This is a genomic window from Klebsiella oxytoca NBRC 105695 (assembly GCF_001598695.1).
Taxonomy (GTDB): domain Bacteria; phylum Pseudomonadota; class Gammaproteobacteria; order Enterobacterales; family Enterobacteriaceae; genus Klebsiella; species Klebsiella oxytoca.
In genome coordinates, this window is sequence record NZ_BCZK01000005.1 from 318,894 (window position 1) to 340,000 (window position 21,107).

The window sequence follows — 21,107 nt, forward strand, 5'->3', positions numbered from 1 at the left end:
CATACTGGATGTCGGCCATAAAAAAAGCCCGCACAAGTGCGGGCAAAAATACTGGAAGCAATGTGAGCAATGTCGTACCGAATACCTGAGTTGTTTACTCAACTATTCGGTAATGAGAAAGATAATATTTCTCATTTAAGATATCAACCCCAATTTTTGTGCGGCAGCGATCTTTTTACATTGAGGTGTTCATCGGGCATTTACAGGCTGCTATCCCCCTTGAAGCCGTCCCGTTCATAAAAGGATGTCTCTCGGGCGCAAAAACGGCCGATAGCTATGATGTTGGCCGGATGGCCGCAAGAAGAGGTGATGGCGCGGTTTCGTCTGACGCGTAAATACGCCGACAGCTTACCGCTGAAATAACCGCCCGGCCCAGGGCCGGACGGAAAGCATCATCAGGCGGCTTTAGTGGCGGCTTTCAGACTGCGGGCGAAGGTCTTTAATTCTGCCAGCATGGCCTGCGGGTCGTTCACGTTGCGCTCGATAATTTTGACGATGGCAGAGCCGGAAATCGCCCCGGCCGCGCCTGCGTCAATCGCGGCGGTAACCTGCTCCGGCGCAGAGATGCCAAATCCTTGCAGCGGCGGGGCGGCGTTGTACTCGGCCAGCTTTTCAATCAGATGATGCAGCGGCAGCGCGGCGCGGTTTTCCGCACCGGTTACGCCCGCCCGCGACAGCAGGTAGGTATAGCCGCGCCCGTGAGAGGCGATCTGGCGCAGCAGATCGTCATCGGCATTCGGCGGGCAGATGAAAATCGGCGCGATGTTGTGGCGCAGCGCGGCCTGGCGGAACGGCGCGGACTCTTCAACCGGCACATCGGCCACCAGCACTGAATCGACGCCAGCGCGTTCGCACGCGGCGTAGAATTCATCGATACCGGGGCTGAACACCAGGTTGGCGTACATCAGCAGCCCGACTGGAATCGTCGGGTGCTTCTGGCGAATCGCCGTCAGCATCTCGAAGCATTGCGCGGGCGTCACCCCGGCGGCAAAAGCGCGCAGGGTGGCGTCCTGGATCGTCGGGCCATCCGCCAGCGGGTCGGAGAAAGGAATGCCCAGCTCCAGCGCGTCGGCACCGGCTTCAATCAGCGTATCGATAATTTTCAGCGACAGCTCAGGATTAGGGTCGCCGAGGGTGACGAAGGGAACAAACGCGCCTTCCCGGCGAGCTTTCAGTTGTGCAAACAGCGTCTCATAACGTTCCATCAGATTTCCCCTCGCGCTTTTAAAATATCGTGTACGGTGAAGATGTCTTTATCGCCGCGGCCGGAGAGGTTAACCACCAGCAGCTGCTCTTTTTCCGGGTTTTCGCGCATCATTTTAAGCGCGTGCGCCAGGGCATGGGAGGATTCCAGCGCCGGAATAATCCCTTCATGGCGGGAGAGCGCTTTAAAAGCATCCAGCGCTTCATCATCGGTAATCGACACGTAATCGGCGCGACCAATGCTGTTTAAATAAGCATGCTGCGGGCCAACGGACGGGAAATCCAGACCGGCGGAGAGGGAGTAGGACTCCTCAATCTGCCCCTCATCGGTCTGCATCATCGGCGATTTCATACCGAAGTAGATGCCCACGCGGCCGTGCTTAAGCGGCGCCCCGTGTTCGCCGGTTTCGATCCCATGTCCGGCGGGCTCCACGCCAATCAGGCCAACGGCGGTGTCGTCGATAAAGTCAGCGAACATGCCGATAGCGTTGGAGCCGCCGCCAACGCAGGCGATAACCGCATCCGGCAGGCGTCCTTCTTTCTCCAGGATCTGCGCTTTAGTCTCTTCGCCAATCATGCGCTGGAATTCACGCACGATGGTCGGGAACGGATGCGGTCCAGCGGCGGTGCCAAGCATGTAGTGGGCTTTTTCATAGCTGCCTGACCAGTCGCGCAAAGCCTCGTTACAGGCATCTTTCAGGGTGGATGAGCCGCTATGTACCGGGATCACTTCCGCACCCATCAGGCGCATGCGGAAGACGTTCGGCGACTGGCGTTCGATATCTTTGGCGCCCATATAGATGCGGCACTTCAGGCCGAGCAGGGCGCTGGCAAGGGCTGAGGCAACGCCGTGCTGACCGGCGCCGGTTTCGGCGATAATTTCCGTTTTGCCCATGCGTTTTGCCAGCAGCGCCTGGCCGAGCACCTGATTAGTTTTGTGTGCGCCGCCGTGCAGCAGATCTTCCCGCTTCAGATACAGGGTCGTGCGCGTACCTTCGGTGAGGTTACGGCATTGGGTCAGCGCCGTCGGGCGACCGGCGTAGTTTTTAAGCAGGTCGCTAAATTCGGCCTGGAATGCCGGATCTTTCTGCGCGCTGACGAAGGCTTCTTCCAGCTGGCGCAGGGCAGGCATCAGGATCTGCGGAACGTACATCCCGCCGAATTCGCCGAAATAGGGATTCAGTAAAGTACTCATTGTTGCTCCTTAATATGCGCGCAGCGTTTGAAACACCGAGGCCAGCTTGCTGGCATCTTTAATACCCGGCTGTGACTCTACGCCTGAATTAAAATCGAGTCCGGCACAGCCGCTTTTCGCGGCTTCAACACAGTTATCGGCGCCGAGGCCGCCAGCCAACAGAACGTTACGCAGATCCTGGCCTTGCAGCAGAGACCAGTCGAAACGCTGGCCGGTGCCGCCCTGACCATTGTCGAGAACGTATTTGTCGACATGATTCAGATTGCGCGGCGGTAGCGTTTCGCCAACGCTGAGGGCTTTCCAGATTTGTACCTTGCCCGGTAATTCGGCGCGCAGGGCGTCGATATAGGTCTGGTCTTCACTACCGTGGAGTTGCACGGCGGCTAAGCTCAGATTTTTCGCGCGGGCAATCACTTTCGCCACCGGCGAATTGCGGAACACGCCGACATAGCTCAGAGGCGCGCTGGCAATTACCGCTTGCGCCTGAGCCTCGTTCACCGCTCGCGGCGACGTCGGAACGAAAATCAATCCGCCATAGATCGCGCCGGATTCATATGCCACCTGGGCATCCTGGGGGCGGGTCAGGCCGCAGACCTTATTCTCACCGAGCAGCACGCGTTTTACGGCGGCGTTCAGATCGTCATGCTCCATCAGGGCAGAACCAATCAGGAAGCCGTTGGCAAAGTGGCTTAATTCGCGCACTTCAGCATAAGTATGGATGCCGGACTCGCTGATGACCGTGACGCCATGACCGAGGCGGGGTGCCAGGGTTCGGGTACGGTTGAGGTCAATCGACATATCGCGCAGATCGCGATTGTTGATGCCGACCACTTTAGCCTTCAGCGCAATTGCGCGCTCCAGTTCCTCTTCATTGCTCACTTCGGTCAACACGCCCATGTTCAGGCTATGCGCGACGGCGGAGAGCTGACGATACTGCTCATCGTCCAGCACCGAAAGCATCAGCAGACAGGCATCAGCCTGGTAGTAGCGCGCCAGGTAGATTTGATAAGGATCGATAGTAAAGTCCTTACACAGAATCGGCTGCGGCGCGACCTTGCTGACCATCGGCAGAAAATCGAAGCTGCCCTGGAAATACTTCTCATCGCAAAGCACTGAGATAGCCGAGGCATAGTGCTTGTAGACGCCGGCGATGGCCGCCGGGTCAAAATCTTCGCGAATCAGGCCTTTTGATGGCGAGGCCTTTTTGCACTCAAGAATAAATGCGGTGCGGGTGCCGGCGAGGGCATCGTAAAAATTGCGCTGCGTCGGTACCACTTCATTTTGAAAACTGGCTAACGGTTGTTGTTGTTTGCGGGCTTCTACCCAAATCGCTTTGTCGGCCACGATTTTTGCTAAAACGGTCTGCATTATTTACCCTCTTGCCGCTAATGCGGTCACTCTGTCATAGGCCGCTCCGCTGTGCAGCACATCGATGACTTGCTGCGCGTTGGCCTTCAGGTCTTCGCGTCCATGTAAACGCATCAACATGGCGACGTTGGCGGCAACGGCGGCTTCGTGAGCGGCTTCACCTTTACCTTGTAGTAAGCGCGTAAGAATGTCACGGTTTTCTTCCGGCGTGCCGCCTGCCAGCTGCTCCTGATGATACGGCGTCAGGCCGAAGTCGGCGGCGGTCAACTGGTAGCTCTTGATTTCACCGTTGCTGAGCTCCGCGACCACCGTCGGCGCGTGCAGCGATACTTCATCCATACCGCCGCTATGTACCACGGCGGCTCGCTGGTAGCCCAGCACGCGCAGGGTTTCCGCAATCGGCAGCACCAGTTCCGGACTGTAGACGCCAATCAGCGCCAGCGGCGGATGCGCCGGGTTGATCAGCGGCCCGAGCACGTTGAACAGGGTACGGGTTTTGAGCTGCTGGCGTACCGGCATCGCGTGACGGAAACCGGTGTGGTATTTCGGCGCAAACAGGAAGCAAACGCCCAGTTCATCCAGCGCCTGGCGAGATTTATCGGCATTCATATCGAGATTGATACCGAATGCTGCCAGCAGGTCGGAAGAACCGGACTTGCTCGACACGCTGCGGTTGCCGTGTTTGGCGACCTTCAGGCCGCAGGCGGCAGCCACAAACGCGCTGGCGGTTGAAATATTGATACTGTTGCTGCCGTCGCCGCCGGTACCGACGATATCGGCAAACGGATAATCCGGACGCGGGAACGGCGCGGCGTTTTCCAGCAGCGCGGTAGCGGCGCCGGCGATCTCCTGCGGATGCTCGCCGCGTACCTTCATGCTGACCAGCGCGGCGGCCAGCTGCTCAGGCTTCACTTCGCCGCGCACCACTGCGGAAAACAGCTGGTGGCTCTCCTGCTGGCTCAGGGTTTCTGCCTGATACAGTTTTTCCAGAATCGGCTGGAGGGTATTCGTCTGTTCCAGCTTCTGCAGCGCCCAGGCCAGAGTCTGTTCCAGCAGACGCGCCCCCTGGGTGGTCAGAATCGATTCAGGATGGAACTGGAAGCCGCAGACGCGATCCGCGCCGTGACGCACCGCCATGACCATGCCGTTAAAGTGGGCGTTGATCGTTAGTCCGGCCGGGATATTGCTGCCCACCAGCGAGTGGTAGCGGGCGACCGGCAGAGGATTACTCAGACCGGTAAACATCGCCTGGCCGTCGTGTTCAATGCTTGAAGCCTTGCCGTGAAGGATTTCACCGGCCTGGCCGACGTAGCCGCCGTAGGCTTCGACAATCGCCTGGTGACCGAGGCAGATGCCGATAATCGGCAGCTTACCGCGCATGCGGGTCAGCAGCTCCGGCATACAGCCCGCTTCGCTCGGGGTTCCCGGGCCCGGGGAGAGCATCAGTACTGGATTGTCCATGGTGCCGATGCGCTCAATCAGCGCCTGCGCCGGGACGGAATTGCGATAAATCACCACGTTATGGCCGTTCGAACGCAGCTGGTCTGCCAGGTTATAGGTGAAAGAATCGATATTATCGAGCAGCAGAATGTCGGCCATTAGAAAATCTCCTTCGCGTGGTGGGCCTGGGCGATAGCGCGCAGCACCGCGCGAGCTTTATTGCGGGTTTCATCCGCTTCTGACTGGGGAACAGAGTCGAGCACGATACCGGCGCCGGCCTGCACCGTGGCGACGCCATCCTGCACATAGGCAGAACGAATGACGATGCAGGTATCGAGGTCGCCATGGGCGGTGAAGTAGCCCACCGCGCCGCCGTAGCTGCCCCGGCGCTTGCCTTCGGCAGCGGCAATGAGCTGCATGGCGCGCACTTTCGGCGCTCCGCTGAGGGTGCCCATATTCATACAGGCGCGATAAGCATGCAGAACGTCGAGATCGCTGCGCAGCTCGCCAACCACGCGGGAGACAAGGTGCATCACGAAGGAGTAACGGTCGACTTTGGTTAAGTCGGCAACGTAGCGGCTTCCCGGCGTGCAGATGCGCGCGAGGTCGTTACGCGCAAGGTCAACCAGCATCAGATGCTCGGAAAGCTCTTTATGGTCGGTGCGCATCTCCAGCTCAATGCGGCTATCAAGATCGCGATCCAACGAACCATCGGCGCGGCGGCCGCGCGGACGGGTACCGGCTATCGGGTAGATTTCAATCTGACGATTGCTGGCATCGTACTTGAGCGAGCTTTCCGGCGAAGCGCCGAACAGGGTGAAGTCGTTGTCCTGCATAAAGAACATGTACGGACTGGGGTTGCTCTTTTTCAGCACATCATAAGCGGCCAGCGGCGACGGGCAGGGCAGCGAGAAACGGCGCGAAGGTACCACCTGGAAAATCTCGCCCGCGCGGATGGCGCGCTGCATTTTACGCACCACGGCGCCGTACTCTTCGTCGCTCTGGTCGCAATCGCAGCGCATCTCGGCTACCGTCGTCACCGGCAGCGGCGCCGGCGGTTCGTTCAGCTGTTGACGAAGCTGAGCGATGCGCTGCAGCAGACGCTGCTTTTCGCTTTCCAGCGGGGTGAACAGGCTCGCCTGAATGCGCGTGTTTTTAGTCTGATGGTCGATAACCAGCAGCGTTTCCGCCAGGTAGAAGCAGTAATCCGGGCAGGCAGTGTCGCTTTCCAGCGGCGGTAGGTTTTCAAAGCCGGCGACGAGGTCATAGGCGAACAGACCGCCGAAGAACATGGCTTCGCGTTCGTCCTGCGGTACGGTAATCAGTTCCTGCAGCAGGCGAAAGGCGTCGAATACCGACAGTGAACACAGACGGGCATCTTCATCTAACAGCGCGCTGACCGGCGGGAAAGTTAATACCCGACCGTTTGGCTGACGCTGGTTATTAATGCCTGAAGGCAGAGCGCTGTCCAACAGCTCCAGCAGCGCCGTGCCGTTAGCGGAAAGTGCGTGAATAGTGACAGTGTCACCTAGTGCGGTAATACGCAGCGCGCTATCCACCAGCAGCAGGCTTTTCAAATCATCCTTACTGTCGATATCCGCGGATTCCAGCAGCAGGGTGGCGGGACGCGCGCCGCATAGCTGGTGGAATAGCGCCGTCGGGTTTTCCCGATAGATGGCGTCGCTGGTGAGAAGCTCGAGTGCCGGTTTTGATGTTTGCATTGTTTGTTGTCGCCTGTTCGCTGTAATAATTTGTCCAATAAAAAGCCCGCTCATTGGCGGGCCGGGTATCTGTATGCTGAGTGCAAAACGCGATCACGCCGCCCGATAACAGGAGGTGCGCCACCAGCCGTGCAGAGTGATGAGTTGCGTTTTCATTGATGATACCCCTTCATGTGAACTTGCGTACTAGTTAACTAGTCCGAGAGATTAAAGTCAACCCCCGTTTGCAGATTTTCTCTATCAGTCGGTATGATGATGCGCTTATTACTATCCTTAATCCCTTAAGCTGCAGAACATCAGTCAATTTGCCTGTGACTTAAAGTATGACGGGTACAGGTTCATGTCCAGCAGGAGTCATCTTGAGCAACACCAACTACGCAGTGATTTACGACCTGCACAGCCATACCATTGCCTCTGACGGGCGACTGACTCCAGAAGAACTTGTCCATCGCGCGCATCAGATGCGCGTCGGCACCCTGGCGATAACCGATCACGATACCGTGGCGGCGATCCCCGCGGCCCGGGCGGAGATTGAACGCGCCGGTTTACCGTTGACGCTGATATCCGGAGTGGAAATCTCCACGCTGTGGGAAAACCATGAAATCCATATTGTCGGGCTGAATATTGATATCGCCCATCCGGCAATGACCGCGCTGCTTGATGAGCAGAAAGCGCGCCGCCAGATGCGGGGACAGCAGATTGCAGAGCGGCTGGAAAAAGCGCGGATCCCTGGCGCCTGGGAAGGGGCGCTGAAGCTGGCTGACGGCGGCGCGGTAACCCGCGGCCACTTCGCCCGCTTTCTGGTGGAGGCCGGCTATGCCAACAATATGGCTGACGTTTTTAAGAAGTATCTGGCGCGCGGGAAAACCGGTTACGTTCCGCCTCAGTGGTGTACAATAAAACAAGCGATTGATGTCATTCATCATTCCGGCGGTAAAGCGGTCATTGCCCATCCCGGACGCTACGACCTCTCTGCCAAGTGGCTGAAACGACTGTTGGCCCACTTTAGCGAGCAGGGAGGCGATGCGATGGAAGTCGCCCAGTGTCAGCAGGCGCCGCACGAGCGGGCTCAGCTTGCCGCTTACGCCGTGCAGTATGGCCTTCATGCCTCGCAGGGGTCTGATTTTCATCAGCCCTGTCCGTGGATCGAGCTGGGCCGCAAACTTTGGCTACCCGCTGGCGTAGAAGGGATCTGGCGCAGTTGGGAAGTGGCCGTAGAACAAAATTGAGAGGGAAGTATGAGCCAGTTTTTTTATATCCATCCGGAAAACCCACAGGCGCGGTTGATTAACCAGGCGGTGGACATCGTGCGTAAAGGCGGGGTGATCGTCTATCCAACCGACTCCGGCTACGCCTTAGGCTGCAAAATTGAAGATAAAGGCGCGATGGAGCGGATTTGCCGAATTCGTAATCTGCCAAACGGCCACAACTTTACCCTGATGTGCCGCGATCTGTCCGAGCTGTCGACCTATTCATTCGTCGATAACGTCGCCTTCCGTCTGATTAAAAATAATACGCCGGGTAATTACACCTTTATCCTTAAGGGCACCAAAGAAGTCCCGCGCCGTCTGCTGCAGGATAAGCGTAAAACCATCGGTATGCGCGTACCGTCAAATCCGATTGCCCAGATGTTGCTGGAAACGCTCGGCGAGCCGATGCTTTCCACCTCGTTGATGCTGCCGGGCAGTGATTTTACCGAATCCGACCCGGAAGAGATCAAGGATCGTCTGGAGAAGCAGGTAGACCTGATTATTCACGGCGGCTATCTGGGACAACAGCCGACCACGGTTATCGATCTTACTGAAGACGTACCGGTGGTGGTGCGTGAAGGCGTGGGTGACGTGACGCCGTTCCTGTAATGGCCCTGTTTCCAGGGAAGGAAGGGGATACAGCGAACACCATCTTGCCGTTTGCTTTATACTGACATTCAGCGCTGCCTGATGTTTTATCCACTTTAAAAGAAGCTATGATGCCGCCTGGCATCTGTCTGCTTGCCATGCGCCTGCACCGAGGCGCGTGGTAAGTTGTGCTATGTGCGTAATGCAAAGAAGCATTCATCCTCAAGTTCGTGTACCATGTTCGGCCACGCGAGAGGCGTGTCTCTGTTATGTCTGCTGCGGTGACATAAAAAACGACACGAGCCGATGCATCATTTATTTACAGAACAGGGTGTTAGGTTGAATTCTATCCGACTCCCTGTTTTTCGAAGTATACCAGACGCCTGGGAAGGCGACACCTTAAGGAAGCTCAATGAGCGAGAAATTACAAAAAGTGCTGGCCCGCGCTGGCCACGGCTCCCGCCGTGAAATCGAAGCCAAAATCGAAGCTGGCCGCGTCAGCGTCGATGGCAAAATCGCCACCCTTGGCGATCGCGTTGAAATTGTCCCGGGTTTAAAAATTCGCATCGACGGTCACCTGATTTCGGTGAAAGAGTCTGCGGAACAGATTTGTCGCGTGCTGGCTTACTATAAGCCGGAAGGCGAACTCTGTACCCGTAATGACCCGGAAGGACGTCCGACGGTGTTCGATCGCCTGCCAAAGCTGCGCGGCGCGCGCTGGATTGCCGTTGGCCGACTGGACGTTAATACCTGCGGTCTGCTGCTGTTTACCACCGACGGTGAGCTGGCGAATCGCCTGATGCACCCGAGCCGCGAAGTGGAACGTGAGTACGCGGTGCGCGTGTTCGGGCAGATCGATGATGACAAGCTGCGCCAGCTGGCTCGCGGCGTGCAGCTTGAAGACGGCCCGGCGGCGTTTAAAACTATCAAGTTTACCGGCGGCGAGGGGATCAACCAGTGGTACAACGTCACCCTTACGGAAGGCCGTAATCGCGAAGTTCGCCGCCTGTGGGAAGCAGTTGGTGTGCAGGTCAGCCGCCTGATCCGCGTGCGCTATGGCGATATTCTGCTGCCGAAAGGCCTGCCGCGCGGCGGCTATACCGAGCTGGACCTGGCGCAGACCAACTACCTGCGCGAGCTGGTCGAACTTGCGCCGGAAACCAGCTCTAAGGTTGCGGTTGAAAAAGACCGTCGCCGTATGAAAGCGAACCAGATCCGCCGTGCGGTTAAGCGCCACAGTCAGATGGGCAATAATAATAACAACCGTCGCTCCAGCAGCCGTAATAACGGTAACGGTTAATAATTTCAGTTCCGGCGGTTACCGCCGGAATTCTTCCTCCTGTGACTCCTTTCACACTTCTGCATAAAGACAAAAAACAGGAAATCCCCGGACAAATAACGCAAAGCGGTGCGCCAGGCAACGCCATATACTGAGGCCACTGATTACAAAAACAGGTAGCCTAAAATGGATACAGCAGGAAAACTATCGGCAAGCTATGTGGTTATCGGCGTTAAAGAAAAAATAGGTTATGGCTTTGGTGATTTTGCCTCTAATTTATCGTTCGGTTTTGTTTCTCTGTTCTTACTCTTTTTCTATACCAACATTTACGGCATTAGCGCCGTACAGGCGAGCCTGATTTTTGTTATTGCGCGCGTGGTTGATGCCGCTTTTAATATTCTGATTGGCTTTGCCATCGATAAAACCCACAGCCGTTACGGTAAACTACGCCCGTGGTTGTTATATGGCTCAATTCCGCTCGGCTTTTTAACGGTGCTCTGCTTTGTGCCATTCGGCGGTGAGGCAAAATTCTATTTTGCGCTGATCTCCTATACCATTTATTGCCTGGCGTATACGGCGGTGAATACGCCTTATTCGGCGCTGACTAATCGTCTGACCCAGCATGAAGCCTCCCGCTCATCGCTATCGGTATACCGGTTTGTGCTGGCGATTGTTGGCTATCTGATTGTTTCCACTACTGCCGATATGCTGATTTCCCCGTTTAGTGATAAGCAACTGGGCTACGTCTTTGCGGTCTCTTGCTTTGCGCTGCTGGCGACCTTTTTGTTCCTTGCCTGTTTCGGAATGACCAAAGAGCGCGTTGGCGAGGAAGAGGAAACTCCCGCGCCGACGCTGCGGGAAATGTTGAAGGCGGTGGCAGGCAATGCGCCGCTTATTAACCTCTCGATGTTTACCGTCTTTTTTTATATTGCCTATACCGTGTGGATGGCGATTGCTATTTACTTCATTAAATACATTATTGGCAGCGAAGGTTTTACGTCGACCTTCTTTATGATTCAGTCCGCAGCGTATATTGTCGGCACCGTTATTTCGGAAAAAATCATTGCGCTGATAGGTAAAAAGAAAATGACTTTGGTGGCGCTGTTGATCGGCATTGTCGGCGTACTTATGCAATATTTTATCGCTGGCGACAATATCTGGCTGATTATGACCGGGGTATGCTTGTATAGCATTACGCTGGGGATGGGCTTTGTTTCCATGTGGTCAATGATTGCCGATACCGTGGAATATGCCGAGTGGCACCATGGGGTGCGTACCGAAGGCGCCATCTACGGCTTCTTTAATTTCATCACCAAAATAGCAATGGCTATCGGCGGCGGCTGTGCGGGATGGATGCTGGACTATTATCACTATGACGCGGGTAACATTACTGCCAGCGCAATTAACGGTATTAACGTACTGATGACGCTATTCCCCGGCGCGATGTTTGCTCTCAGCGCCATATTTGTCGCGTGCTATTCGCTGGATGAAAAAACCTATCGCGATATTGTGCAAAAAATCAGCCTGCGTAAACAGAACGCGCTTTAACCTCAGGGAGCCAGAGAGATGAATAACGATTTTAATACCACCCTCGCCGCGATGAGCATCGAAGATAAAGTGGCGCTACTGACCGGCAGCGGCCTGTGGCGTACCGCGTCGCTGCCGCAGCACGGTATCGAAGATATCATTATGACCGACGGTACCTATGGCGTTCGCTACAGCAGCGCGCAGATTGATGGCCGGGAAAAGTGGAGCATGGATGATTTTATTTCGGTCATCACCCAAACAGCAGACCAGGCCAGCGCGGAAGAACCTACCGCGAAAGGGGGAAGCGAGGCGCTCTTCAGTACGTCGCTCCCGGCGACCTGCTTTCCTAACGGTTCCAGCCTGGCCTGCAGTTGGGACGTTGAACTGGTGCATCAGATGGGGCAGGCGCTGGGAAGAGAGTGCCAGCATATGGGGGTTGGGATTCTGCTCGGACCGGGCATTAACATCCGCCGTACGCCGCTGGCTGGTCGAGGCTATGAATATTATGCCGAAGACCCGGTGGTCAGCGGCGACATTGCTGCTGCGCTGATCAACGGTCTGCAGCAGGAGGGCGTCGGCGCCAGCCTGAAACACTTTGCGGCGAACAACTCCGAGTACCGTCGTACGGAAATGGATTCGATCATTGAAGAACGGGCGCTGCGGGAAATCTACCTGGCGGGTTTCCAGCGGGCGATTACAAAATCCCAGCCGTGGACGGTCATGTCTTCGTACAATCGTCTTAACGGCGTACAAACTTCGCAGGATCCGTTTTTACTCACTCAGGTATTGCGCGATGAGTGGGGATATGACGGCCTGGTCATGTCCGACTGGTACGGTATTAAAGATCGCCCGGCATCGCTGATGGCGGGTAACGATCTGGCGATGCCGGAAACCCGCCGCGATAAACAAACTCTGCTGGCGGCTATTGAATCCGCAGAGGTGCCGATGGCGGTGGTAGACCGCGCCTGTCTACGCATGCTGAAACTGCTCGACAAGGTTCAGCGCCATCGCCGCCCGGAAACGCGAGCCGATTTCCCGGCGCACCACGCGCTGGCGCAGCGCCTGGCCGGCGAATCCATTGTCTTGCTGAAAAACGAAGATAGACTGCTGCCGCTGCATCCGGAGAAAACACCGCGTATTGCGGTGTTGGGTAAACCAGCCCAGGAGCCGGTGATCCAGGGGTCCGGATGCGCGACAACGGTGCCGTATCTGCTCGACCGCCCGCTGGATGAAATTTTCGATCTCGCCGGGGACGATTTTAGCGTCTCATGGGCCGTAGGCGCGCCGGACGATCTGCGCAGCGATGAACAGGCGCTGGCGCAGGCCTGCCGGGTCGCTCAGGAAGCTGACGTGGCGGTGATTTTCGTCAGTACCGCCGTGGGTGAAGATGGTGAAAATGGCGATCGTCAGGATCTGAATATTCTGCCGGTGCATGAACGGTTGATTCGCGAAGTGGCGGCAGTCCAGCCGAATATCGTAGTGGTGCTGGCAAATAGCGATGCGGTGGTGATGCCGTGGCTTGGCGAGTGCAAGGCGCTGCTGGAAACGTTTTTTGCCGGACAAGGAATGGGGCGCGCGGTTGCGGAAATCCTCTTCGGCCAGCGCAACCCTTGCGGTAAATTGACGGTGACGGTGCCCAATACGCTGGAGGAAACGCCGGCCTGGCTGCACTATCCGGGCGAAAACCTGCGCCATCATTACGGAGAAGGGCTTTTTGTCGGCTATCGCTATTACGACAAGCGTTGTCTGACGCCGCAGTTTCCCTTCGGTTTTGGCTTAAGTTATACCCGGTTTGCTTACGATAATATTGCGCTCTCAGCCTCCCGTGTAGGCGCAAGCGAGACGCTTACCGTTTCGTTCGATCTGACCAACTGCGGAGAGTATGCAGGCAAGGAGATAGTTCAGCTGTACGTGAGCGCGCCTCAGGGAGAGCTGATTCGCGAAGTGCAGTCATTAAAAGCCTTCAGTAAAGTGGCGCTGGCCGCAGGGGAGTGCCGCCGGGTCAGCCTGCAGCTGCCCATCGGCGACCTGGCCTGCTATCATCCTGGCCTCGGCGACTGGGTCGTGACGCCGGGGCTCTGGCAGATCCGAGTCGGCGGCTCATCGCGGGATCTGCCGCTGACGGCGGAAATCGAAGTGGACTGCCCGCAGCGGTACGTCCCGCTTCGCGATGATAATTCGCTGCAGCAGCTGATTCAGCAGCCGGAAGCTTTTGCCCGGGTAGTCAAGTTGATTGCCGATAAGAGCCAGATGCCTGCGGAACAGGTCCGTGAAAAACTGATCCGCCTGGCGCCGGATTTGTTCTGCGGGCTGCTGATTGCGCTGACCGAGTTTCTGGCGCTGGATATTGAGCGCGACGAACTTAACGCCGTGCTGACAGGGCGCTGATCGTTGCCAATGACAGGAGAGTGCGCATGTTTCCTTTTTCAGTGACTCACCCCGGTTCGCTCACGCAGAGCGGACGACAGACGGCGAACAGCGGCTACGAGCTGATTGCCTTCGATGCCGAGAAGCTGAACGTGTTTGCCGCGGAGGTTCGCTACTGCGAGCCGCACTGGCATCCGGCTCCTGAGCTGATTACCGTACTGGCAGGGCGGTTTACGCTCGCCGTCGGCCAGCAGAGCCTGGAGCTGGCGCAGGGGGACATGCTGTACATCAATGCGGAAGAGGTTCATTCCCTCAACGCGGAGGCGGCGGGCAGCCAACTGGTCACCGTTCAGTTTTCGCCCGGCCTGTTTGACGAACTTCACCCCTCGCCGCAGCTGGAATGGAGTACCTGCGGACGATCTTACACTGCGGCGGACAGTGAAGTGCATCAGCGGCTGGCGGGGTTACTGAAACAGCTGATCGACAACCCTGCGCCGTTTCAGCGTATCGCCGCCATTTATCTGTTACTGGATGCGTTAGTCTCTGCTGGCAAGCCGACGCAGCGCGGCGAAAGTTCGCTGCGCGACGAGGCGATGATCAAAAAAGGCATAGATTTTATCAATCAACACTTTGACCAGCCGCTGACGCTGAGCGAGGTCGCCTGCCATAGCGGGATGAGCTACTCCTGGTTTTCGCGGCTGTTTAAAAAGGTGAGTCGCTATAATTTTAAAGAGTATCTGACGCTGGTGCGGCTAAACAAAGCCCGCACGCTGTTGCGCGATACCCGTACGCCGATTACCGAGATTAGCCACAGCTGCGGATTTCAGGAGCATAAATACCTGATTGCCGCCTTTAATAAATACTGCGGCGTTACGCCGACCGAATATCGCAAGCGCTTCGTTTCACGGCAAAATATTGTCGAAAGCGAACTGGCTCCGGGGGAGGATTGCCTGTGTCTGCCGCTCAACCATGCGCTGCTTGAGCGGCTGGTGGCTAGTAGTCGATCCCCATCTGCGCTTTGATACCGGCATCAAACGCGTGTTTCACCGGACGTAGTTCGCTGACGGTATCGGCCAGTTCGGTAATTTCACGGTGGCAGCCGCGTCCGGTAATAATCACCGTCTGCTGCGCCGGACGGTTGCGTAACGCGGTAAGCACCTCTTCCAGCGGCAGATAGTCGTAGGCCACCATATAGGTGAGCTCGTCCAGTAAAACGAGATCGAGGCTTTCATCGGCCAGCATGCGGCGCCCGTGCTCCCAGACCGCGAGGCAGGCGGCGGTATCGCTTTCGCGATCCTGCGTATTCCAGGTAAAACCGGTCGCCATCACCTGAAACTCGACGCCGTGGGGTTCGAGCAGATTGCGCTCGCCGTTCGGCCAGGTGCCTTTAATAAACTGCACGACGCCAGCTTTCTTACCGTGCCCGACGGCGCGGGTGACCGTACCGAAGGCGGCAGTCGTTTTACCCTTACCGTTGCCGGTAAAAACGATCACGATACCGCGCTCTTCCTGCGCGGCGGCGACGCGAGCGTCAACTTTGTCTTTTACCCGCTGCTGGCGTTCGCGGTGGCGTTCATCACTCATTGTGCGATTCCTGGTTTGCGGCCCGGCTGGGCGTCAAAAGTCATTCCCGTCTTACGACGACTGTCGTCGCCCATCAGCCACAGGTATACCGGCATGATATCAGCGGGGGTTTTCAATTTTTGCGGATCTTCCGTCGGGAACGCATTGGCGCGCATTTTGGTGCGGGTGCCGCCTGGGTTAATGCAGTTGACCCGCAGATGGCGGTTCTGATACTCCTCGGCCAGCACCTGCATCATGCCTTCGGTAGCAAATTTCGACGCGGCGTAAGCGCCCCAGTTCGCACGTCCCTGGCGGCCGACGCTGGAGGAGGTAAAGACCAGCGAACCCGATTCGGATTTGAGTAATAAAGGAAGCAGGGCCTGGGTGAGCATAAAGGTGCCGTTCACGTTCACCTGCATCACCTGCTGCCACACTTCCGGCTTTTGTTGATCCATCGGGCAAACGTCGCCCAGCAGACCCGCGTTATGTAGCACTCCGTCGAGGCGCGGGTAGTGGATGGCTATTTTCTGCGCCAGCTGCTGGCACTCCTGCGGCGTGCAGGTTAACAGGTCGAGAGTAAACCAGCTGGCGGGAATGCCGCCAGCCTGCTCAATCTCTTGCGCGACGCCGCGCAGTTTCTCTTCATTGCGTCCGACCAGAATAACGCTGGCGCTATAGCGGGAATAGGTCAGGGCGGCTTCACGGCCAATGCCGTCGCTGGCGCCAGTAACCAGGATGATGCGGTCCTGTAACAGGTGACGTTGCGGTTGATAGTGCACGGCGACTCCTCGGGCGATCTGCTGACGATCGCGCTTGCTGTTCGGTATCTCACTTTTGCGCTTTATGCCTGAAAGCGCCCGCTAATGCAATCGGCGAAGCGGAAACTCTTCGCGGAATTAATATCTTGCAACGATTTCATCGTCGCTGAAAAAAACAGGAAGGCGCCTCGCACGCGACACAAAGCACAAAGACTTCTCGCCGACGGCTGATGTACACTGTGCGCCAACGTCAGTGGTTTACACAAGGTGAAAACGTGGAATTAGTTGCTCAATATGGCCTGTTTTTGGCCAAAATCGCGACCATCGTTGTCGCAATTGCGGTTATCGTCGCCATTATTGTTAACCTGACTCAGCGCAAAAAACAGCGCGGCGAGCTGCGGGTAACCAATCTTAGCGAGCAATATAAGGAGATGAAGGAAGAGCTGGCGGTTTCGTTGCTCGATGCGCCGCAGCAGAAGCTGTGGCATAAAGCGCAAAAGAAAAAGCTTAAGCAGGAAGCTAAGGCGTCTAAGGCGCGGGCGAAGCTGGGAACGCCTGAGCCGGACGCCAAACCGCGCGTCTGGGTGATCGATTTTAAAGGCAGCATGGATGCGCATGAAGTCAGCAGTCTGCGCGAAGAGATCACCGCGGTCCTGGCGGCGGCAAAGGCGCGCGATCAGGTGGTCATTCGCCTCGAAAGCCCCGGCGGCGTGGTTCACGGCTATGGTCTTGCCGCTTCACAGCTGCAGCGTCTGCGCGACAAACAGATCCCGCTAACGGTGGCGGTAGATAAAGTCGCGGCCAGCGGAGGTTATATGATGGCCTGCGTGGCGAACAGAATCGTCTGTGCGCCGTTTGCTATCCTTGGCTCTATTGGCGTCGTCGCGCAAATCCCGAACCTTCATCGCTTCCTGAAGAATAAAGATATCGATATTGAGCTGCATACGGCAGGCCAGTACAAACGTACCCTGACGATGCTGGGCGAAAATACCGAAGAAGGGCGTCAGAAGTTCCGCGAAGACCTCAACGATACCCATCGACTGTTCAAAGATTTTGTTCACCAGATGCGTCCCGAACTCGATATTGAACAGGTAGCCACTGGCGAACATTGGTACGGCGTTCAGGCGCTGGAGAAGGGGCTTGTGGATGCGGTGGAAACCAGCGATGAGCTACTGTTGGGTCTGATGGATAAACACGAGGTGATCGGCGTGCGCTATCAGCAGCGTAAGAAAATGCTCGATCGTTTTACCGGTAGCGCCGCGGAAAGCGCTGATAAACTCCTGCTACGCTGGTGGCAGCGCGGGCAAAAACCGCTGATGTAATCCAGACAACGCGAGGCTTCGGCCTCGCGTTTTCGTCAGGGTCGGGCAGAAGTGTTAATCCGCCAGGTGATACTTATCAGACAGTTCGTGCGCGAGGTATTTAAACATATTAAATACCGCCGTACTTTTCGCCGTGGGCAGTCCTTGCTCATCAAGATAAAACTCGCCGCTGAACACCAGCACGCCGTTACGCTGCACGACGTCGGTGGCCTCGATCCCGGCTAACGTATCTTCATGTTCGCGAATGAGTTTGTTGGCTTTTTCCAGAAGCGTCTGGCGATCGATGGGTTGGGTTGTACCTTGCATAAATGCCTCCTGTGATTCTTCGCGGGTAGTCTACGCCGCGCGACGGCGAGGGGCAAATTTTCCATTGATCTTACAGGGGTAATTGCAGGCGCCGAATAAACATCAGTTAGTGGCGGGATTTGCTTTTGCATGCTAATAAAGTTGCGTAACGAATTTTATCAGGTACAGTGTGACGCTTTCAGCGATCTGGCAACAGATTTGCTTGACATTCGGCCAAAAATTATTCGTGCTATGTCGCCTGGCGAGAAAAAGCCAGCAAACTCAGCTATCTGGTTTTATGGATGTGAAACCGGTGCAAAGGGTTGATATCCATCGACAACGACGCAACATAGGTTGTGACGTGTCGCCAGTGGATGGTGAATCAATGTGCGATGTATTCCTGGATGAATCAAATTAGGTAAAGGTGAATATGGGTAAAGCTCTCGTTATCGTTGAGTCCCCGGCAAAAGCCAAAACGATCAATAAGTATCTGGGTAATGACTACGTGGTTAAGTCCAGCGTCGGTCATATCCGCGATTTGCCGACCAGTGGCTCAGCATCTAAAAAGAGCGCCGACTCTACCTCCACCAAAGGGGCTAAAAAGCCTAAGAAGGATGAACGCGGCGCTCTGGTCAACCGTATGGGCGTGGACCCATGGCATGACTGGAATGCGCACTATGAAATACTCCCGGGTAAAGAAAAGGTCGTTTCTGAACTCAAACAGTTGGCGGAAAAAGCCGACCACATCTATCTCGCAACCGACCTTGACCGCGAAGGGGAGGCCATTGCATGGCACCTGCGGGAAGTTATCGGTGGTGATGAACAGCGCTATAGCCGCGTGGTGTTCAACGAGATTACCAAGAATGCTATCCGTCAGGCTTTCGAAAAGCCGGGCGAACTGAATATTGACCGTGTTAACGCTCAGCAGGCGCGTCGCTTTATGGACCGCGTGGTGGGCTATATGGTTTCTCCGCTGCTGTGGAAAAAAATTGCCCGCGGTCTGTCCGCAGGCCGCGTCCAGTCGGTTGCGGTACGTCTGGTGGTCGAGCGCGAGCGCGAAATTAAAGCGTTCGTTCCGGAAGAGTACTGGGAAGTTGACGCCAGCACCACCACCCCAGGCGGCGATGCATTGCCGCTGCAGGTAACGCACAACGGCGATAAGCCATTCCGTCCGGTAAGCCGTGATGAAACCATGGCGGCCGTCGCGCTGCTTGAAAAAGCCAGCTACAGCGTGCTGGAGCGTGAAGACAAACCGACCAGCAGCAAGCCGGGCGCGCCGTTTATCACTTCCACGCTGCAGCAGGCCGCCAGCACGCGTCTTGGCTTCGGCGTGAAGAAAACCATGATGATGGCCCAGCGACTCTATGAAGCGGGACACATTACCTATATGCGTACCGACTCGACGAACCTGAGCCAGGATGCGCTGAGCATGGTGCGCGGCTACATTGGCGATAACTTCGGCAAGAAGTATCTGCCGGAGAGCGCGAATCAGTACGCCAGCAAAGAAAACTCGCAGGAGGCGCACGAAGCTATTCGTCCTTCCGACGTCAACGTGCTGGCCGAAACCTTAAAAGATATGGAATCTGATGCGCAGAAACTGTATCAGCTGATCTGGCGCCAGTTTGTCGCCTGTCAGATGACTCCTGCGCAGTACGACTCCACCACGCTGACGGTAAAAGCCGGCGATTTCAAACTGAAAGCCCGCGGCCGTACGCTGCGCTTTGACGGTTGGACTAAGGTGATGCCAGCCCTGCGTAAAGGCGATGAAGATCGTACTTTACCGCTGGTCAATAAGGGCGACAGCCTGAGCCTGGTCGAACTGACGCCAGCGCAGCACTTTACCAAGCCGCCGGCGCGTTTTAGCGAAGCCTCGCTGGTTAAAGAGCTCGAAAAACGCGGCATCGGCCGTCCGTCTACCTACGCGTCAATCATTTCGACCATTCAGGATCGCGGCTACGTACGAGTGGAAAACCGCCGTTTCTATGCGGAAAAAATGGGCGAAATCGTCACCGATCGACTGGAAGAGAACTTCCGCGATCTGATGAACTACGACTTCACCGCGCAGATGGAAGACCGTCTTGACCAGGTGGCGAACCATCAGGCCGAGTGGAAGCAGGTGCTCGACAGCTTCTTCGGGGACTTCACTTCGCAGCTGCAAACGGCAGAGAAAGATCCGGAAGAGGGCGGCATGCAGCCGAACCCTATGGTGCTGACCAGCATTGACTGCCCAACCTGCGGGCGCAAGATGGGGATCAGGACCGCCAGCACCGGCGTGTTCCTTGGCTGCTCGGGCTATGCGCTGTCGCCGAAAGAGCGCTGCAAAACCACCATTAACCTGGTGCCGGAAAACGAAGTCCTCAACGTGCTGGAAGGCGATGACGCCGAAACCAATGCATTGCGGGCCAAACGTCGCTGTAAAAAATGCGGCACGGCAATGGACAGCTACCTTATCGATCCGAAGCGCAAGCTGCACGTCTGCGGTAATAACCCGACCTGCGATGGTTACGAGATTGAAGAGGGCGAATTCCGCATCAAGGGCTATGACGGTCCGATCGTTGAGTGTGAGAAATGTGGCTCCGAAATGCACCTGAAAATGGGGCGTTTTGGTAAGTACATGGCCTGCACCAACGACGAGTGTAAAAACACCCGTAAGATCCTGCGTAATGGGGAAGTGGCTCCGCCGAAAGAAGATCCGGTTCCGCTGCCGGAACTGCCGTGCGAGAAGTCAGACGCCTATTTCGTCCTGCGCGATGGCGCGGCGGGCGTATTCCTTGCCGCCAATACTTTCCCGAAATCCCGCGAAACTCGCGCGCCGCTTGTGGAAGAGCTGTTCCGCTTCCGCGATCGTCTGCCTGAGAAGCTGCGCTATCTGGCCGATGCGCCGCAGCAGGATCCGGAAGGCAACAAAACGCTGGTGCGCTTTAGCCGCAAAACTAAACAGCAGTACGTTGCTTCTGAGAAAGAGGGTAAAGCGACCGGCTGGTCAGCCTTCTATATCGACGGTAAATGGACCGAAGCGAAGAAATAACCTCTCCTGAGGGCCGCGTTGCGGCCCTTCATTCATTTCCCAGGTGACTGATCTCCCACGTTAATCAGCTTTTTTATCTCCCGCCTTATAACTGTCTTATTATTTTTTGTTAGTATCTATACATAGTAGATATAAATGATATAGTGGTTATAGCTAATCTCTTTTTTATTATCAAATCGTCTTATACATCATCGTCTTCAGGATACGTTGTGG

General features: G+C 56.2%; 16 protein-coding genes and 1 other annotated feature. Of the genes, 8 read left to right on the plus strand and 8 right to left on the minus strand.

All coding sequences use genetic code 11. The features are described from left to right. Nucleotides 1–395: 395 nt before the first annotated feature. From trpA to KO1_RS11435, 5 genes are read right to left on the minus strand one after another with little or no spacing between them, the layout of a single operon-like run. Complete coding sequence (gene trpA, locus KO1_RS11415; protein WP_023329580.1) at nt 396–1,205, minus strand: tryptophan synthase subunit alpha; 810 nt, start codon at nt 1,203–1,205, stop codon at nt 396–398. Continuing rightward, the gene (gene trpB / locus KO1_RS11420; RefSeq protein WP_004101367.1) at nt 1,205–2,398 is read right to left on the minus strand and encodes a tryptophan synthase subunit beta; all 1,194 of its coding nucleotides are present in this window, start codon (nt 2,396–2,398) and stop codon (nt 1,205–1,207) included. The genes trpA and trpB overlap by 1 nt, the downstream gene beginning before the upstream one ends. Before the next feature lie 9 nt (nt 2,399–2,407). Next, nucleotides 2,408–3,766, minus strand: a complete 1,359-nt coding sequence (gene trpCF, locus KO1_RS11425; RefSeq protein ID WP_024274050.1) for a bifunctional indole-3-glycerol-phosphate synthase TrpC/phosphoribosylanthranilate isomerase TrpF — start codon at nt 3,764–3,766, stop codon at nt 2,408–2,410. Nucleotides 3,767–3,769: 3 nt separating this feature from the next. Further along, nucleotides 3,770–5,365 carry a bifunctional anthranilate synthase glutamate amidotransferase component TrpG/anthranilate phosphoribosyltransferase TrpD gene (gene trpD / locus KO1_RS11430; RefSeq protein WP_024274051.1) on the minus strand — a complete coding sequence of 532 codons (1,596 nt, stop codon included), beginning with the start codon at nt 5,363–5,365 and terminating at the stop codon, nt 3,770–3,772. Then, the gene (locus KO1_RS11435) at nt 5,365–6,927 is read right to left on the minus strand and encodes an anthranilate synthase component 1 (protein ID WP_024274052.1); all 1,563 of its coding nucleotides are present in this window, start codon (nt 6,925–6,927) and stop codon (nt 5,365–5,367) included. Before KO1_RS11435 ends, trpD begins: the two co-directional genes overlap by 1 nt. Before the next feature lie 36 nt (nt 6,928–6,963). Beyond that, nucleotides 6,964–7,059 (minus strand) — a sequence feature (Trp leader region). Nucleotides 7,060–7,286: 227 nt separating this feature from the next. On the opposite strand from KO1_RS11435, the gene rnm reads away from it, so the two are divergent. From rnm to KO1_RS11465, 6 genes are all read left to right on the plus strand, one after another. Beyond that, nucleotides 7,287–8,156 (plus strand): RNase RNM, encoded by an 870-nt coding sequence (gene rnm, locus KO1_RS11440; protein ID WP_004112415.1) that lies wholly within the window; start codon nt 7,287–7,289, stop codon nt 8,154–8,156. A 9-nt stretch (nt 8,157–8,165) separates the two neighbouring features. Continuing rightward, the gene (locus KO1_RS11445; protein WP_004101372.1) at nt 8,166–8,786 is read left to right on the plus strand and encodes an L-threonylcarbamoyladenylate synthase; all 621 of its coding nucleotides are present in this window, start codon (nt 8,166–8,168) and stop codon (nt 8,784–8,786) included. Between the two features lie 391 nt (nt 8,787–9,177). Next, on the plus strand, nt 9,178–10,065 hold the full coding sequence (rluB, locus tag KO1_RS11450; RefSeq protein WP_004101377.1) for a 23S rRNA pseudouridine(2605) synthase RluB: 888 nt from the start codon (nt 9,178–9,180) through the stop codon (nt 10,063–10,065). 165 nt (nt 10,066–10,230) lie between these two features. Next, nucleotides 10,231–11,592 carry an MFS transporter gene (locus KO1_RS11455; protein WP_004101378.1) on the plus strand — a complete coding sequence of 454 codons (1,362 nt, stop codon included), beginning with the start codon at nt 10,231–10,233 and terminating at the stop codon, nt 11,590–11,592. A gap of 18 nt (nt 11,593–11,610) precedes the next feature. Next, entirely contained in the window at nt 11,611–13,959 is a 2,349-nt protein-coding gene (locus KO1_RS11460; protein WP_004101379.1) for a beta-glucosidase, read from the plus strand. 26 nt (nt 13,960–13,985) lie between these two features. Further along, complete coding sequence (locus KO1_RS11465) at nt 13,986–14,960, plus strand: helix-turn-helix transcriptional regulator (protein WP_004101380.1); 975 nt, start codon at nt 13,986–13,988, stop codon at nt 14,958–14,960. Here KO1_RS11465 and cobO read toward each other — a convergent pair. Together cobO and KO1_RS11475 are read right to left on the minus strand one after the other, a co-directional pair. Next, a complete protein-coding gene (cobO, locus tag KO1_RS11470; protein WP_004101381.1) occupies nt 14,932–15,522 on the minus strand; it encodes a cob(I)yrinic acid a,c-diamide adenosyltransferase in 591 nt (196 codons plus the stop codon). The genes KO1_RS11465 and cobO overlap by 29 nt on opposite strands. Then, nucleotides 15,519–16,280: a YciK family oxidoreductase gene (locus KO1_RS11475; RefSeq protein ID WP_004101383.1), complete on the minus strand. Its 762-nt coding sequence runs from the start codon at nt 16,278–16,280 to the stop codon at nt 15,519–15,521. Before KO1_RS11475 ends, cobO begins: the two co-directional genes overlap by 4 nt. A gap of 254 nt (nt 16,281–16,534) precedes the next feature. On the opposite strand from KO1_RS11475, the gene sohB reads away from it, so the two are divergent. Beyond that, entirely contained in the window at nt 16,535–17,581 is a 1,047-nt protein-coding gene (gene sohB, locus KO1_RS11480; protein WP_016808521.1) for a protease SohB, read from the plus strand. Between the two features lie 54 nt (nt 17,582–17,635). Here the strand turns inward: sohB and KO1_RS11485 are convergent, their stop codons facing one another. Continuing rightward, nucleotides 17,636–17,887 (minus strand): YciN family protein, encoded by a 252-nt coding sequence (locus tag KO1_RS11485; protein ID WP_004101388.1) that lies wholly within the window; start codon nt 17,885–17,887, stop codon nt 17,636–17,638. A gap of 409 nt (nt 17,888–18,296) precedes the next feature. On the opposite strand from KO1_RS11485, the gene topA reads away from it, so the two are divergent. After that, complete coding sequence (gene topA, locus KO1_RS11490) at nt 18,297–20,894, plus strand: type I DNA topoisomerase (RefSeq protein ID WP_004101389.1); 2,598 nt, start codon at nt 18,297–18,299, stop codon at nt 20,892–20,894. Nucleotides 20,895–21,107: the final 213 nt, after the last annotated feature.

What these genes read in the sequence shown, in the direction of transcription:
- trpA (WP_023329580.1), bottom strand. Translation starts at nt 1,205, where the DNA reads ATGGAACGTTATGAGACGCTGTTTGCACAACTGAAAGCTCGCCGGGAA.
- trpD (WP_024274051.1), bottom strand. Translation starts at nt 5,365, where the DNA reads ATGGCCGACATTCTGCTGCTCGATAATATCGATTCTTTCACCTATAAC.
- cobO (WP_004101381.1), bottom strand. Translation starts at nt 15,522, where the DNA reads ATGAGTGATGAACGCCACCGCGAACGCCAGCAGCGGGTAAAAGACAAA.
- KO1_RS11445 (WP_004101372.1), top strand. Translation starts at nt 8,166, where the DNA reads ATGAGCCAGTTTTTTTATATCCATCCGGAAAACCCACAGGCGCGGTTG.
- topA (WP_004101389.1), top strand. Translation starts at nt 18,297, where the DNA reads ATGGGTAAAGCTCTCGTTATCGTTGAGTCCCCGGCAAAAGCCAAAACG.
- KO1_RS11435 (WP_024274052.1), bottom strand. Translation starts at nt 6,927, where the DNA reads ATGCAAACATCAAAACCGGCACTCGAGCTTCTCACCAGCGACGCCATC.
- trpB (WP_004101367.1), bottom strand. Translation starts at nt 2,398, where the DNA reads ATGAGTACTTTACTGAATCCCTATTTCGGCGAATTCGGCGGGATGTAC.
- rluB (WP_004101377.1), top strand. Translation starts at nt 9,178, where the DNA reads ATGAGCGAGAAATTACAAAAAGTGCTGGCCCGCGCTGGCCACGGCTCC.
- KO1_RS11460 (WP_004101379.1), top strand. Translation starts at nt 11,611, where the DNA reads ATGAATAACGATTTTAATACCACCCTCGCCGCGATGAGCATCGAAGAT.
- trpCF (WP_024274050.1), bottom strand. Translation starts at nt 3,766, where the DNA reads ATGCAGACCGTTTTAGCAAAAATCGTGGCCGACAAAGCGATTTGGGTA.
- KO1_RS11465 (WP_004101380.1), top strand. Translation starts at nt 13,986, where the DNA reads ATGTTTCCTTTTTCAGTGACTCACCCCGGTTCGCTCACGCAGAGCGGA.
- KO1_RS11485 (WP_004101388.1), bottom strand. Translation starts at nt 17,887, where the DNA reads ATGCAAGGTACAACCCAACCCATCGATCGCCAGACGCTTCTGGAAAAA.
- KO1_RS11455 (WP_004101378.1), top strand. Translation starts at nt 10,231, where the DNA reads ATGGATACAGCAGGAAAACTATCGGCAAGCTATGTGGTTATCGGCGTT.